The organism is Bradyrhizobium sp. CCBAU 25338 (assembly GCF_028128965.1).
Lineage (GTDB): Bacteria > Pseudomonadota > Alphaproteobacteria > Rhizobiales > Xanthobacteraceae > Bradyrhizobium > Bradyrhizobium liaoningense.
On the sequence record NZ_LFKY01000043.1, the window covers coordinates 907,270 to 921,705 of the forward strand.

Here is a 14,436-nt window from a genome sequence, read left to right on the forward strand (position 1 = left end):
CGCGCCATAAGCCTGCTTTATAGACAGGGATTCTGGGCACTCACGTCTGGAGCGTGCAGTGCACCCAACCTTCTCTGGCGAGCCCTGTCTTTAGGCTGTGATGCCAATGACAACAGACTTGGCAAAACCCGGCAATTGCCAAATTATTACGGGCCTCATAACATGACGTTATGCCTGAGTTGCGCCGGATGCTGCCGTCCAGTAACGCCCTGTTCGTCTTCGACGCAGCGGCGCGCAATGGCAGCTTCACGGCGGCGGCCGCCGAATTGAACGTCACGCAACCGGCGGTGAGCCGCATGCTCGGTCAGCTCGAGGAGCATCTCGGCGTGCGCCTGTTCGACCGCACAGCGGGCCGCGCGGTGCTGACCGAGGAAGGCGAGCTGCTCTATCGCCGCGTGCTCGAAGGCTTTCGCAGCATCGAGAGCGGGCTCGTCGAGATCGAGCGGCGCCGCAAGGGCACCGAGACGGTGACGCTGTCGGTCTCTTCCGCCTTCACCACTCACTGGCTGATGCCGCGCATCGACAAGCTGCAAAAGCAGTTTCCGCAAGTTGATCTGCGCTTCCAGCTCATCTCTGGTGCGCTACGCGGACCGGTGGAGAACGTCGATCTCGGCATGCGCTTCCGCGATCGCGACGAGCCGTCATCCGGCGGCACCTTGGTGATGAAGGAAGTCATGCTGCCCATGTGCAGCCCCGGCTATCTCGGCGAGACCGATCCAACGGAAGGCAACACCATCATTCGTCTCGCCGAGACGCCGGGCGACTGGGCCGCGGATTACGCCTCGCTGCTCACCGGGCGCCGCGGCGCAGCCAAAGCGCTGAGCTTCACCGACTATGCCGTCGTCGTGCAGGCTGCGCTACTCGGCCAGGGCATTGCGCTCGGCTGGCTGACGGTCACCTCGCATTGGCTGCTCACCGGCGCGCTGGTGCCGGCCTCCGACACGCTCACCACCACGCGCCGCATCTGCGAATTCCTGCCGCCGCGCAACCGGCCGATGCGCCCGATCGCCGCCGAGATCCGCGACTGGATCACCGCGCAGATGAAAAGCGAGATCGCCGCGATCGATCGGCTTTATCCGAAGCTCGGCGCGATGGCTGCGTGCTATTGATGCGATCGCGCGGATCGTACTGCCGCTCGACAGGCTCTGGTTTAGTCCTCGCGTCGCAGACCGAACCGAACGGAGTCCGGCATTGACCTGACGCTCCGAGAGGTGCTGGTGGAGTCCGGCAAATGATCGAAGCCCGCACAAAGCCTCGCTTCACTTCAGATAGCTCGCAAGATTCAGGCTCAAGATCTTCCCGAGAGCCGAATAGGACGCCGTGAGTTGCGTCTGGTAAGTCGAAAGCTGCGCCGTGACGGCGGCGACGTCGACGCTGGTCAGGTCATTCGACAAGGTCTCCGCATAGCTCTTGTACTCGGTCTGGCGGGCGCTCGCGGTCTCGATCGAGGACGACGAGCTCGACAGCTTGGCCTGCACGGCGGCGGTGTCGTCGAGCGCCGTGCTGGCGAGGTCGAGCGCGCTGGTGATGTCCGAAGACGACAGCGTGGTGCTGTTGGCGACGAACTTCAGCACGCGCATCACTTCCTCGAACGCCGAATTGTCTGCGGTGACGCCGTATGACACGGTTTCGTCGGCGGCGACCCGCACCGAAGCGATTTCGTTGTCGCCATTGTAATAGCTGGTGTCCGCAGTCGTGGTCGAACCAGTGCCGGACGAAAAGCTCGTGAGATCGACCGGTGCGGTGTCCGTCTTGCCGCCGGCGAAGACGTACTGGCCGTCATATTGCGTGTTCATCAGCGAGCCCATCTGCTCCAGCATCTGCTGAGCGGAGCTGATCACCGAATTCACCTCGGTTGAACTTCCCGTCGAGGCGGCGGTGAGCTGGGACCGGAGCTGGGTGAGGATGTCCGTCACCGAGCCGACCGCCGAATACATCACCTGGACCTTGCTGTCGGCGAGCGTGGCGGCATCGATATAGGATTGCGCGCGCGTCACCGAAACCTGGAGGTTGACGACGTGCTGCGCATCCGAGCCATAGCCGCCGAAATCGGTCGAGACGACCCCCGAGGATTCCTGGATCTGCATGTGGGCCATGACCGATTCCACGCGCATCGCGTCGGCGATCATCCGGTTCGACTGGGCGAAGGTGGCAACCCGCATCGCGACCATCAGCGCGCCCCCGTTATGTCGACTGCACGGCGGTGAGCAACGCCGAGTACATGGAGTTGATGGCCTGGATCAGCGCTGACGCCGCCGAATATTTGTTCTGAAGCGTGCTCAGATTGGCTGATTCTTCGTCGAGGTTGACGCCGGACTGCGACGCCAGCGAGTTCGCGTAGGTCGACTGAGCGGTTTCCTTGGCCGTGTAGTCGGTGGACGCCTGCGAGGCCTTGCTGGAGACGTCGGACACGATGGCCGAGGCGTAGTCGGCCAGCGAACCCGTGGTGGCGGCAAGCCCGCCGGTCGACGCGAACGTCCGCGAGTCCGTCAGCCCATCGTACAAGGCATTGACCACGGTGGCCGAGCCGGACGACAGCACCGAGCTGCCGACCGTCAGGCTCGAAGACGAATCCAGCGTCGCGAGCTGCAGCTCGTTCGTCCCGGACAGGATCTTGCTGTTGACCGCGATGTCCGAGGCACTCGTTCCGGTCACGAGATCGTTGAGGCCGAAATATTCGGAGAATCCCTCGCTGGAGCTTCCGACCGAGCTCGTCATCTCGTTGATGGCGACGCCGTTGCCGGAGCCGGTCGCCGTGATCGAGAGATGGCCGTCCGAGTCGACCGAGGCGGACAATCCGGATATACCGTTGATGGCGGTGACGAGATCGCCGACCGTGGCGTAGGACGACAGGTCGAGGTCGGCGTAGGAGACCAGATTGCCGCTCTGGTCGGTGGCCGCGATACGCACCGAGCCGGAGGCGGACAGGGCAGAACTGCTGGTGACGGCCGTCGTCCCCGTCAGGCTGGTCGGCGCCGGCACCGAAGAGGCGCTGTTCGAGACGCTGTTCATCACGGACGCAAGCTGCTGCGCCAGCTGGTCGAGCTGGGACTGCGCGTCCGGCAGAGTATCGTCACGGAGCGTGATGAGTGCGCCGATGTCCCCACCGGTGATCTGGGAGGTGATGTCCACCCCGTTCACGGTGATCGCGCTGAAGCCGCTCGACGAAGAGCCGGCGGTGTAGGTCGTCGACGCCGTCACATTGGCGGCCGCCGTATAGCTGATCGTATGCGCGGAAGAGTCCACCAGCGCCTGGCCTGACGCGGTGTAGATCTGGAGATCGCCGTTCGACGCCGTGAAATAGCTGATATTCATCTTGGACGCGAGGTCCTGGAGCGCGGTATTGCGCTGGTCCTCGAGATCCGCGGTCGACTGGCCGGTCGCCGCCGTCTGCTTGATTTCGGCGTTGAGGTCCGCGATCTGCTTCAGATCCGCGTTGACGTCGTCGATCGACGAGGAGATGTCCTGGTCGGCATCCGACCGGAGCTTCTGGATCCCGCTCGAGGTCTCACGCAGTTGGCTGGCAACGTCATCCAGCGCACTGACGACGTTGGATTGCAGCGAGGCGCTGCTCGGCGTGCTCGCCAACGACGACAGCGCCGACTCCAGCGAGGCGATGCTGTTGGCGAGTGAGGTCCCCGACGACGAATCGCCGCTGCTGCTGATCGAACCGTAGAGCTTCTGGAGCGACGTCAGATAGGTATTGGCGGTGTCGGCCGCGCCGAGCTCGGAATCCGCGCTGACCAGCGACTTCAACAGCAGCTTGTCGACGGTCGAGGTGATGCCGGTCACCGTGACGCCGGTGCCGACGCCGTTGGTGACGCTGCTCGACTGGGTCGCGGACTTCTTGGTGTAGCCGGTCGTGTCGGCGTTCGAAATATTCGACGACGTCACGCTGATCTGCACGGACGTCGCGGACAATCCGCTGAAGGCGATCGATCGTGCGATATCGAGCGACACGGCGGTTTCCCCTCGTTCCGTCAGGCGCTGCGGCTGGTGCCGCTGGAAACGGTGCGGGCGGCCGCAACGCGACCGGACGCGCCATAGGGCGACACCGCCGCGATCTGCTCGCGGATCGCCTGCATGACGGCCTCGATGCGGCGGTTGCTGGCCTCGATTGCCGCGCGCAGGCGCACCAGATTCTCGTCCATCGCCGCACGCAGCTTCAGGATCTTGTCCAGAAGCTGCTCGCGCAGGATGCGATCCCTGACGGTCAGGCTGGTCGTTCCCGCCGCGCACTCGGCGACGGTCCGCTCGAAAATCTCCGCGAGCTTGTTCTTCTCGTCGACCTGCTTCAGGCGGGAGGCCGGCAGGCCTTTGGCGAGCTCGGCGTTCTCCTCCGCAACCAGCGCGGTCAGCGTGTCGATCAGCGCGATCAGCGACTTGATCCTGTTATCGCCGCTCGCGACGTTCGTTCTGGTGGCTTGCCTGTTGGCTTGGGCTACACTCATGGTCATCGCCTTCTTCTAGTTCTGCCGTTTGCCGCGGTCGGCCTGCGAGCTGCGCAAATACGCGCCGATCGCGGTCGTCCTGACGGTTGCCTGCCTCATTTCGCTCTCGATCTCCGCGGCCTCCCGCAGGAGACCGCGCCGCGTCGTCTCCAGATCGTCGAGCAGCGCGAGCAATTGCCTGCGGTCGCTACCCTTGACCGTCGCGGTCCGCGCCAGAAGCCGCCGCAGCCGGAGCAGCAGAGCCTCGCCGACGGCGTTTGCCTTTTCGCCTGGCATCGCTCACCTCATCGCCGAGATCAGGGTGTCGTACATCTTGTTGACGGTGGAGACGACCTGGGACGCGGCGGAGTACGCCTGTTGCGCCGAGATCATGCTCGAGAACTGGCTGGAGGTGTCGGTGGTCGAGGACTCCAGCTCGCTGCCGTAGATCGTGCCCGCGCCGTTCTCCCCGGAGCCCTGCAGCGCGGCGTTGCCCGACGTCACCGTCGCTGAATAGATGCCGTTGCTGGAGGCGGCGAGCCCGTTGGGATCGGCGAAGGTCGCCACCGCGATCTTGTAGATCGCGATGGTCTGGCCGTTGGAATAGGTCGCGTTGACGATGCCGTCGTCACCGATCGAGACGCTCGACAGCTTGCCGTAGGACAGGCCATCCGAATCGATGCTGGTGACGTTGACTGACGGCGTGGTTTCACCCGAGGCATATTGCGTGAGGCCGTCGGTCTTGCCGGCGGTTCCGAGATTCATGGTGATGGTGCTGTCCGCCGCACCGTCGGTCCAGCCGGTGATCGAGACGGTGGCCGGGTCAGGATTGGTGCTGGCGAGCGAACCGTCGCTGTTGAAAGTGATGTCGATCGTGCCTGACGCCGTGCCGGTCGCAGTCGTGGTATCCGATGCCGAGGTCGGATTGGCGAAGCTCGCGCTCCAGGTATTGGCACCGCTCTTGGTCCAGGTAACCTGCATCGAATTCGCCGCGCCGAGCGAATCGTAGACCGTCACCGAACTGGTGTAGGTGTCGCCCGTCGCGGCGTCCGACGGCAGGTTCGCAGCGATCGTGGTCTTGGTGGTGGCGCTGCCGCTGGTCGAGGCGACCTGGGTGTTGATGGCTTCGAGATTGCCCGCCGATTCATTGCCGACGACATTGCCATCGGCATCGGTGCGCCATCCCTCGAGATAATAGCCGTTGTTCTGGAGATAGCCGGCATTGTCGGTCGTGAAGGCGCCGTTGCGGGTATAGGCGACCGTGCCGCCCGACTTGGCGTCGGTCACCACGAAGAAGCCGGAGCCCTGGATTGCGACGTCCGTGGCGTTGGAGGTCGCGGCGAGCAGGCCCTGCTGGGTGATGTTGGCGCGGCCCGAGACGGTGACGCCGCCGGAAGCGTAGGAGGTCGTATTGCTGGAGGCGGTCACGAGCGAGTCGAACATCGCCGAGGTGGTCTTGTAGCCGGTGGTGTCGGAGTTGGCGATGTTGTCGCTGATCATCGACAGGGACTGGCTCTGGGCGTTGAGCGCCGAGATCGCCGATGACAATGCGCCGGTGAGACTCATGATGAAGCTCCGAGGAAATCAGGACGTGAGATCAGGATGTGACGCCGAGGATGTTGGCGGCGCTGACCGCGACGCCGTTCACCGTGAGCGAGGGCGTGGAAGTCGAGGTGTCGATGCCGGTTACCGTGCCGGTAACGGTCGTGTAGTTGAGGACCGAGTTGCCGGCGGTGTCCGTCGCCGTCACCGAGATGGTGTACTTGCCACCGTCGGAGAGCTGGTTGCCGCTTGAGTCCTTGCCGTCCCAGGTGAACGTGTTGGAGCCGGAATTGCCGGTGCCGGTGCCGGTGTAGACGACGTTCCCGGAGGAATCCGAGATGCTGATCGAGACGTCCGAAGCGGTCGACGACAGCGAGTATCCATAGGTCGCCTCGCCGTTGCTCAAGGTCGCCGTATCTGACTTCACCTCGACGGTGTGGCCGATATAGTTCACCGAGTTCAGCGTCACGAGGCTCGAGAACGAGCTCGCCAGCGACGACAAGTTGGAGTTGATCGACTGCTGCGAGGTGAAATTGGCGTAGGAGGTGAGCTGATTGACGAGGTCGGTGGTCGAGGTCGCATCCAGCGGATTCTGGTTCTGCAGCTCGCTGACCAGCAGGGTCAGGAAATCGCTGGATGTCAGCGTCGAATTGGACGACGTGCTCGACGACGACGATGTCGTGGTGGTCGCAGTCGTTGCAGAACTCACGGAGGAAACGGTCATCGGAGACTCCGGCCTTCTTTTGCTGCCGGCGACCAGTGTCGGCTCGCGGCGCTTGAAATCTGTGTGCTGATGAAACGGGTGGGCGTGCGGATTCAGGCGGCGATTCACGTGCGCGAGAACGGCATTCGACACGGCAAAATCTGCCGTGTGTGGGCGGGAGTTAGAGGAGCGACGAGGTCAAGGTAATTCGTTGCGGCGACGGAGCTGCTCTCTTGCTTCGGCTGCGGCAAAGCCATCGTTCACGATGTGAGCGTTGGGGGTGCCGATGCTTCCACAGCGTCGTGGCCCGGCTTGTCCCGGCCATCACGCCTCGCCGCGCAGCACGAAGACCGTGGATGCCGAGACAAGCCCGGGCATGAGGACGTCTAAAGCGCGATGAGATTTGGATGAATTATTGTTTGAGCATGATCGTTTCGGAAAGCCGCTGCACACTTTTCCGAATCATGCTCTGGCAGTCGATGTGAGAGAAAGAGCCGCTCAGCTCTCCGCCGTCTCGCCTTCGGTGCGCGGCTCGGCAGTGTCATCTTGCATTTTCGCGGCCGCAGCGACGATGCGGTCGGCGAGCCCTGCTGGCGCGCGCACTGGCGGTGCCGCGAACGCACGGCGCAGCATACGTGCCTCTTCCAGCAGGGCCTGCGCAGCGGACGATCGCGCCAGCAACGCTTCGGCGGGCAAGCGCCGGTCGTCGGGCCAGAGGGAGAGATCCTCGCCCAGCCGATCGATCAGTTCCTCAAACTCGGTGACGTCCATCGCCCGCCGATCCCGCCTCGGTCAGGCCCGTCATAAAGCATTGCAGGCGCGGCGGAAACCGGATTTCGGCGGCTTCGCGCGCCAAATGTGCCCGCAGCACTGCGGAAAGCGACGGAAACGGCGGGCTGGATGACGCCTGCCCTCCCCCGCGTCGCATTGGGGCAGACGTCTTCAGCCCTTGCGGGCCGAATCGGCTGGCCCAGGCTTGCCGCCCCGCACGGTCGTGTCGACGAACTCCCAGGCCTCCCGCAGTTCGGTCAACCCGGCGATGATGCGGCCGAAACTTTGGCGGGCGTGCGGACGGCCATAGGCTTTGTGGCTCGCCAGGATCATCGCGTTGTAGGTCTGGAACAGCCGCTCCGCCACGTCGCCGCCTTTGGCGAAATCGAGGTTGTGGCTGAGCCCACGCAGGATCGCGGTCGCCTTCATCAGGTGCTCGTGCCCTTCCTCGAAACGCCTTGCCTCCTGGGCGGCGAGCGATTTCTGGAGAGACGTGATCGTGCCACCAAGCAGCATCGAGACCGCCTTGAGCGGCGGCACAATCGTTGCCGTTCCCCGATAGGCCTGGTTGGCCATGTACGCCATCGGATTATGCATCATCAATCACTCGAGCTGTTGAGCAGGGCCTTGAGATAATCGAGCGTGCTGTTCGCACTCTCGATCGCGGCTTGGTATTTCGCGTACTGCGTCTGCAGCTGCGACTGCAGCGTCGCCGCGGCGCTGTTGATATCATCGACCTTCTGCTGGAGCTCGTCGTCGCGCGTCGTCAGACTGGTGATTTGCGTCTGCAGTGCGCCGGTCGAAGACGAATAGTCCTTCGCAATCTCGTAGATCTGCGATGCAATCCCGGTGGTCGAGGTTACCGTGATCGACTGCGAGGTCGAGCCGCTATAGGTGAAGGCCATGCCGGCATAGATCGAGCCGGATGCACCGATGATCGTGGTGCCGCTGACGGTAAACAGCGAGGAGTCGCCGCCGACCGAGGCCGAGGACAGGTTGCCGTCGGAATCGACGGTCAGTTCCAGGGTGAAGGATTGCGGCGACGTACCGGTATTGACGACGCTGAGCTGGCTCGACGACGTCGTGGTTTGCGCCGACAGCAGTTCGGTCACGCCGCTCAGGTTGGTGCTCAGGATCTCCGACAGCGTGCTGGTGTCGAGCTCGAGCTCGTTCTTCTCGTTGAAGGACAGGCCGAGATCGGCCATCGTCATGCCGCCCACGGTGCTGTTCAGGGCGTTCTGGAGCGCATCCATGATGTTGCGCATGGTTCCGTCGCCGAACAGGACCGCGCTCGAATCTGCGGTGCCGTCGGTCGCGGTCGTCTGCTGGGCGATGACCTCGTCACGAAAGGCATTGTAGTTGGTGACGAAGGTCTCCAGCGCCGATTGGATCTGGCTGGTGTCGGTCTCGATACTGATGTTCAGCGAGGTTCCGTCCGGCGTCGCCTGGAGCAGGCTGAAGGTGACCCCGCTCAGAACGTCGGTGATGTCGTTGGTGTCGCGGGTCATCGAAATGCCGTCCAGCGTGAATTCGGCCGACTGCGCCTCCTGGATGACGTTGGTGAAGCTGCCCGAGCTGTCGGTCACGCCGAGCTTGTTCATGATGTCGTCGCCGGACGTGCTGGAATAGGTGATGTCCGCCGCATCCGCGGTGCCGGTCAGCACCATCTGGAATGACGTGCTGGACACCTGCACGATGGAGGCCTGGACGTTGGTGGTCGAGGTCTGCGCATTGATGGTATCGACGACGTCCTGTAGCGACATCGTGCTGGTGACGGTGATGTCGGACGTAGCCCCGCCCTCCAGACCGATGGAAAACGTGCCGGAATAGCCGAGCTCGTCGGTCTGGCTCGATTGCGAGGCACCGGACACCTTCTGCGCGGTGGCGATCTGGCTGATCGTCAGCGTGTGGTCGCCGATCGCGGCCCCGTTCTTGATGCTCATCGAGAGCGCCGAGGAGGCGCTGACGTCGCCGGTCGAGCCGATGCTCGCCGCGCGCGTCGCAAAGGCGCTGGTGGACAGCGAGTTGACCACCGCAGTCGAAAGCGACGCCAAGCCGGAGTACAGCGTCTTCAGATCGCTCTGGAGCGTCTGGTAGGCCGAGATCTTGGCCTCGTTGTTCGTGATCGTCGTCGAGATCGTGTCCGCCTGCGCGGTCTTCGCATCGACGGCGGACTGGATCAGCGCAGACCAATCAATGCTGCTCGAATTGGTGGTCCCGCTCGTGGTGACGGTGACGCCCGAACTTGTGCTGCTGGTCGAACTGACGCTGGTCACTTTGCCTGAATATCCCTGGTAGTGGGCGGGCCGGCATCATGCCGGCCCGCCCGGATCATCATCAGCCCAGCAGCTTGAGCAGGTACTGGGGCATCTGGTTCGCCGCCGCCAGCGCCGACACCGCGGCCTGGGTCTTCACCTCCGCGGAGGAAAGCTTGGACTGTTCGGCCGCGATATCGACGTCCTCGATCGCCGAGTTCGCCGACTGCAGGTTCTGGGTCTGGGTCGAGATCGAGTCGGCGCTGAAATTGAAGCGGGACTCCTGAGCGCCGATGCTGGCACGGGCCGCGGAGACCGTGTCGATCGCCGTATCCAGCGCGGTCAACGCCGAGGTCGCGTCCGACAGCGTACTCACGTCGAGCGAAGACACGCCGAGCGAAGAGGCCGTGAGGCTCGTGAGAGTGATGGTGATGGTATCCGAGCCCGAGGAGCCGACCAGAACGGAGACGCCGGAGGCGAACACGCTCGAGCCGTCGAGCAGGCTTTGGCTGGAATAGCGGGTGCCGGACGCGATCGAGTCGATTTGAGCCGTCAGCTGCGAGAACTCCGAGTTGATGTAGGCGCGGCTGGAGTCCGTCACGGTGCCCGAAGCCGATTCCGACGCCAGCGACTTCATGCGTGCAAGAATGTCGGAGATGTTGGAGGCGCCGCCGTCAGCAGTCTGCAGGATCGCGGTGGCCTGCGAGGCGTTGGTCGCAGCCTGCTGCAAGGTGGTGACGTCCGAGGAGATGCGGGTGGAGATCGCAAGGCCGGCGGCGTCGTCGGATGCGGAGGTGATACGCGAGCCGCTCGACAGCTTCGAGAGCGAGCTGGTTTCCTGCGCGGAGTTGATGTTGAGGTAGCGGACCGCCGCATTGGCGGCAGTGTTGGTGTTGATTGCGGGCATCTGAAGCTCCTAATATTGATGGGCACGGAGTGCCGCTTCGTGGGAATCGACTTACGACGACGCGGACCGCAGCCCCGTCCGTTCGCTCAAACGGCGGAGCGCGAGGAGATCAGGCGCGAAAATCTTCGCGAGGCGATTTTTATGGTTAGCAGTCGGTAAACGCGGTGCGGATGTCGCGCTCGTGCTTGCGCAGGAGCTGGCGAAGCTGCTGGCGGCCGCGCTTGAGCAGCGACTCGACGGCGGCGACGGTTGTATCCATCACCTGGGCAATCTCACCGTTGCTCATGTTTTCGTGGTAGGACAGGATCACCGCGATGCGCTGTTGCTCGGGCAAGCGCTGCATCGCGAGCTCCAGCATGTCGTTTAGCTCATTGCGCTCGATGAGCTCGACGGCGCCCGGCTGACTGTCGGCGACTTCCGGCACGGCCTCGACGTTCTCAGTGCGCGGCTTGCGACGCAGATCGATGCAGCGGTTGGAGATGACACGGTAGAGCCAGGTCGAGAATTTGGCGCGGCCGTGCTGCCAGCGTCCGCGATGGCTCCAGATCTTGAGCATGGAATCCTGCACCACGTCCTCGGCGTCCGCGGCGTTGCCGACGATGCGCAGCGCAATGGCATAGGCGCGATCGATGTGACGCTCGACCAGCATGCGGAATGCGACTTCGTCGCCGGTAGCGAGCTTGTCCAGGAGTTCGCTGTCCTCGTCGTAGACGACATCGGCGGTATCAGGCGCGCCGCCCGGCGCGAGCGGCGCGGACGGCATCATCGGCACGGTCTCTTCGGCCGGCACCGTCGTCGCGATCTCGGCCTCGGCGGGAGCCCAGACATCAGCAGCGTAACTCATCCCGCAACCTCCAACCCGCAATGCCGGCGGCGCCCATGCCACACGGCTTCCAAGCGTTGAACGCGGGACGAAGGCAATCCAGGCGATGAATTTCTGTTGTTTTTCAAGATGTTACCTGGTCATTTTTGCCGAGTGTCGGGCAATAATTGCCGGTCGCGCGATCATCTTGCGCGTCGTACCTGCAATCATCACATCGTCTCGCGCCATGGCGGATCGTTCATCCTGAGCAGATGTCGTCGAGAGAAAACGTTGACATTACGCGGCACTAGGTGATCAAGCGCGATACGCGCCCGGTGCATGAAGAGACGATTGTTTCCGAGTGTGAATGAACGCGAGACGACTTCCGCACCCGGCAATTTTTTCCGAATCACCTTCTGCGAACCTAACGATTTTTTTGAATCTGTCAGTCGCGACGAACGCGAATTTGAATCGCGCGTGAACTTTTTTCGCTTCCGTGGCGCCTGACCTCACGCGCACGCACGTTAATCGCTCTGATTGGCGGGGATTACTGGCATGACGATCGCAACGACTGGCGCAGCGCGCCGCGCGCAAATTGTTTCTGCTTGGTCGTTCGATGTTTTCGATACATTTCTGCTTCGCGCCTGCACGACTCCAGATGGCGTGTTTGAAAGGGCTTACGAGCTTTCGTGCATTTCACGATCTTGTCCAAGTGTTTCCACGAGTTTCGTTCAGCATCGCATCCAGGCCGAATCGCGTGCACGCCGGACCGCGAAGGAGAAACGCGGTGTGGGTGAAGTGCACATCGACCAGATCTATTCCTATTTTCCGTTCAGGCTCTTCGGTCTGTCGCGCAGCGATCTCACAGAGCTGGTCGAATCGGAGTTCGCGGCGGAGATCGAGCTCTGCCGCGTCAATCCGGACATGCTTCGGCAATATCAGGACATGAAGTGCGCGGGCCACCGCGTCGGCTTCATCTCGGACACCTATTGGGATTCCGACCGGATGGCGCGATTGCTGCGGGCTTGCCATCCCGGTCTGAGCTGGGACTTTCTCTACGCATCCTGCGACCACGGCAGCAGCAAGAGCGGGTCGCTGTTCGCGACGTATGTGTCGGAGCAGAACATCGACGCCAGTGCCTCCTTTCACGTCGGCGACAATGAAACGGCCGACATCAGGGGCGCGAAGCGCCACGGCATTCGCCCGCGCTACTATCCGCAGGCCACCGCCCAGCTTGCAGCGAAGTTTCAGCGCGAGACAGCGCTGTTCGAGCTGTTGTGCACGGGCGCGCCGTCTCGGCTCGATCACGGCGCACGCACCCTGCGGCGCATGGTCGTCGCGCGCAGCGCCGAGAGGTCGCCGGCTTTCCATCTGGGAGTGACAGTGCTCGGCCCGGTGATGAGGGCATTCGACGCCTTTGTTGCACGGCGCTGCGAAGAGGTCACAGGTCCCGGCCGAAAGGTCGCCCTCGGCTTCCTCGGCCGCGACGGCTTTCTGCCGCACCGGATCTGGCAGCAGCTGCACGGCACGACCTCGGCCTATGTCGAGATCAACCGCCGCGTCAGCCTGATCGCCTCCGCAGACACGATGCAGCCGATCACCGATCTTCTGGGCAAGATCCTGAAGATCGACGCTCCAACCTTTCGCGACATGATGAAGATCCTGCCGCCGAAGGTCGCCGCGTTCTTTGCGAAGTCGCCCGACGGCATCGTGACCGGCCTCGAGATTGCGGAGGCGCTGCCCGAGCTGATGGGGGCGGATGAGATCGGCGAGCTCGCGGCTGGCCTGCGCGCGGGGTTGCTTTCCCATCTGCGCCACGTGATCCCTGGCTTCGACGACTGCACCGATCTCGTGCTCGCCGATCTCGGCTATTCCGGGAGCGTGCAGAAGGCGCTGCGTCGGATCTTCGAGCTGGAAGGCCTCGATATTCGCCTCCACGGCGCCTATCTGATCTCGCTCGATGACGCCTTCGACGACGTCGCGGAGGAGGACAGCGCCACGGGCTTCATCTCCGATCTCGTCGTCACGCCCCATGTGAAGCGCATGCTGATCCGCAACATTGCGCTGCTGGAGCAGGTCTGCTGTTCGGCCGACGGTTCGGTCCGGGACTACGACGGCGGCACGGTGCTGCGGGAGATCAATCCGCGACCCACGAGCCAGATCATGCTGGCGGCAGACATCCAGGCCGGCACGCTGGCCTTTGCGGAATGCGCCGAACAGGTCGCGGTGGATTTTCGTCTGAGCCCCTATGCCGCGCCCGATGTCGCCGCGCGCTGGTGCGTGGCGACCTTGGCCCGGCTCCTGCTGCTGCCGGACGAGGACGAGCTGGCGCTGCTGGGCGAACTGAAGCACGACGTCAATCTCGGCACCCATGCGCTGGCGCCAATGATCGACGGCGACTTCATCCGTCGGCAGATCACCGCCCGCGGCCTCTCAGCCGCCTGCACGACATCGGCGCCGCCGATGTGGCTTGCGGGCTGCTTCGCGCGCCTGTCGGCGTCTCACTCCTATCTCTACACGTTGTTCGGCGCCAACCGCCTGCCGGCCGACGTCTTCGAGGAGAGGCCCCGCGGCCCGGTCCAGGTCGGACTGTTTCGCGGAAACGGCGAAGCGACGCTGGAGACGGTGACGGTTCACCACAACGGCCTCGGTGAGCTGCGCGTCCGTATTCCGGTCTCGCGTGCGATGGGCATCGCCACGATCGTCCTGCCGCTGCCCAAATTCGCCGCCGAAGGTCTATTGCATGGCGTGACTATGCAGAGCGCCGCCGATGTCCGCGACGCCGCGGAAAGCCAGAGCGTGGTCGGCATCGCGGCTGAGAGCCTGGTCTTCGCCGGGATTGAGCGGAACGGCGACCATTATCGCGCCGAAAGCGAGGATGGCTGCCTGCTGATCCCGGTCGCCCCCATGACTGACGATATCGCGATCTACTCCGTGGCAATTACGCCACTTGGCGCCCATCCCAAATAGTCCGCCTGATCGCATCGCCTCGACCGTTGAAGTCCAAGGGCTGAGAGCGGGGGGTA

13 protein-coding genes are annotated in these 14,436 nt (G+C 63.5%); 2 read left to right on the top strand and 11 right to left on the bottom strand.

The features are described from left to right. Positions 1 to 170 precede the first annotated feature (170 nt). Entirely contained in the window at positions 171 to 1,109 is a 939-nt protein-coding gene (locus ACM42_RS38015; RefSeq protein ID WP_061883533.1) for a LysR family transcriptional regulator, read from the top strand. A 150-nt stretch (positions 1,110 to 1,259) separates the two neighbouring features. On the opposite strand, the gene ACM42_RS38020 is transcribed toward ACM42_RS38015, so the two are convergent. From ACM42_RS38020 to ACM42_RS38070, 11 genes are all read right to left on the bottom strand, one after another. Further along, the gene (locus ACM42_RS38020) at positions 1,260 to 2,171 is read right to left on the bottom strand and encodes a flagellin (RefSeq protein ID WP_271533559.1); all 912 of its coding nucleotides are present in this window, start codon (positions 2,169 to 2,171) and stop codon (positions 1,260 to 1,262) included. A gap of 13 nt (positions 2,172 to 2,184) precedes the next feature. Next, positions 2,185 to 3,960 (bottom strand): flagellar hook-associated protein FlgK, encoded by a 1,776-nt coding sequence (flgK, locus tag ACM42_RS38025; protein WP_271533561.1) that lies wholly within the window; start codon positions 3,958 to 3,960, stop codon positions 2,185 to 2,187. A gap of 20 nt (positions 3,961 to 3,980) precedes the next feature. After that, the gene (locus ACM42_RS38030) at positions 3,981 to 4,457 is read right to left on the bottom strand and encodes a flagellar protein FlgN (RefSeq protein WP_271533563.1); all 477 of its coding nucleotides are present in this window, start codon (positions 4,455 to 4,457) and stop codon (positions 3,981 to 3,983) included. Between the two features lie 9 nt (positions 4,458 to 4,466). Beyond that, positions 4,467 to 4,727: a hypothetical protein gene (locus ACM42_RS38035; protein ID WP_271533565.1), complete on the bottom strand. Its 261-nt coding sequence runs from the start codon at positions 4,725 to 4,727 to the stop codon at positions 4,467 to 4,469. Positions 4,728 to 4,730: 3 nt separating this feature from the next. Continuing rightward, positions 4,731 to 5,996 carry a flagellar hook protein FlgE gene (flgE, locus tag ACM42_RS38040; protein ID WP_271533567.1) on the bottom strand — a complete coding sequence of 422 codons (1,266 nt, stop codon included), beginning with the start codon at positions 5,994 to 5,996 and terminating at the stop codon, positions 4,731 to 4,733. Between the two features lie 31 nt (positions 5,997 to 6,027). Next, complete coding sequence (locus ACM42_RS38045; RefSeq protein ID WP_271533569.1) at positions 6,028 to 6,696, bottom strand: flagellar hook assembly protein FlgD; 669 nt, start codon at positions 6,694 to 6,696, stop codon at positions 6,028 to 6,030. A gap of 477 nt (positions 6,697 to 7,173) precedes the next feature. Beyond that, positions 7,174 to 7,446, bottom strand: coding sequence for a hypothetical protein (locus ACM42_RS38050; protein ID WP_271533571.1), 273 nt, complete (start codon positions 7,444 to 7,446; stop codon positions 7,174 to 7,176). Between the two features lie 171 nt (positions 7,447 to 7,617). After that, entirely contained in the window at positions 7,618 to 8,046 is a 429-nt protein-coding gene (locus ACM42_RS38055; RefSeq protein WP_271533573.1) for a flagellar export chaperone FliS, read from the bottom strand. Beyond that, positions 8,046 to 9,722 carry a flagellar filament capping protein FliD gene (gene fliD, locus ACM42_RS38060; protein ID WP_271533575.1) on the bottom strand — a complete coding sequence of 559 codons (1,677 nt, stop codon included), beginning with the start codon at positions 9,720 to 9,722 and terminating at the stop codon, positions 8,046 to 8,048. Before fliD ends, ACM42_RS38055 begins: the two co-directional genes overlap by 1 nt. A gap of 61 nt (positions 9,723 to 9,783) precedes the next feature. After that, a complete protein-coding gene (locus ACM42_RS38065) occupies positions 9,784 to 10,608 on the bottom strand; it encodes a flagellin (protein WP_271533577.1) in 825 nt (274 codons plus the stop codon). A 145-nt stretch (positions 10,609 to 10,753) separates the two neighbouring features. Then, positions 10,754 to 11,452: an RNA polymerase sigma factor gene (locus ACM42_RS38070; protein ID WP_271533579.1), complete on the bottom strand. Its 699-nt coding sequence runs from the start codon at positions 11,450 to 11,452 to the stop codon at positions 10,754 to 10,756. A gap of 747 nt (positions 11,453 to 12,199) precedes the next feature. On the opposite strand from ACM42_RS38070, the gene ACM42_RS38075 reads away from it, so the two are divergent. Then, a complete protein-coding gene (locus ACM42_RS38075) occupies positions 12,200 to 14,380 on the top strand; it encodes a hypothetical protein (protein WP_333922779.1) in 2,181 nt (726 codons plus the stop codon). Positions 14,381 to 14,436 lie beyond the last annotated feature (56 nt).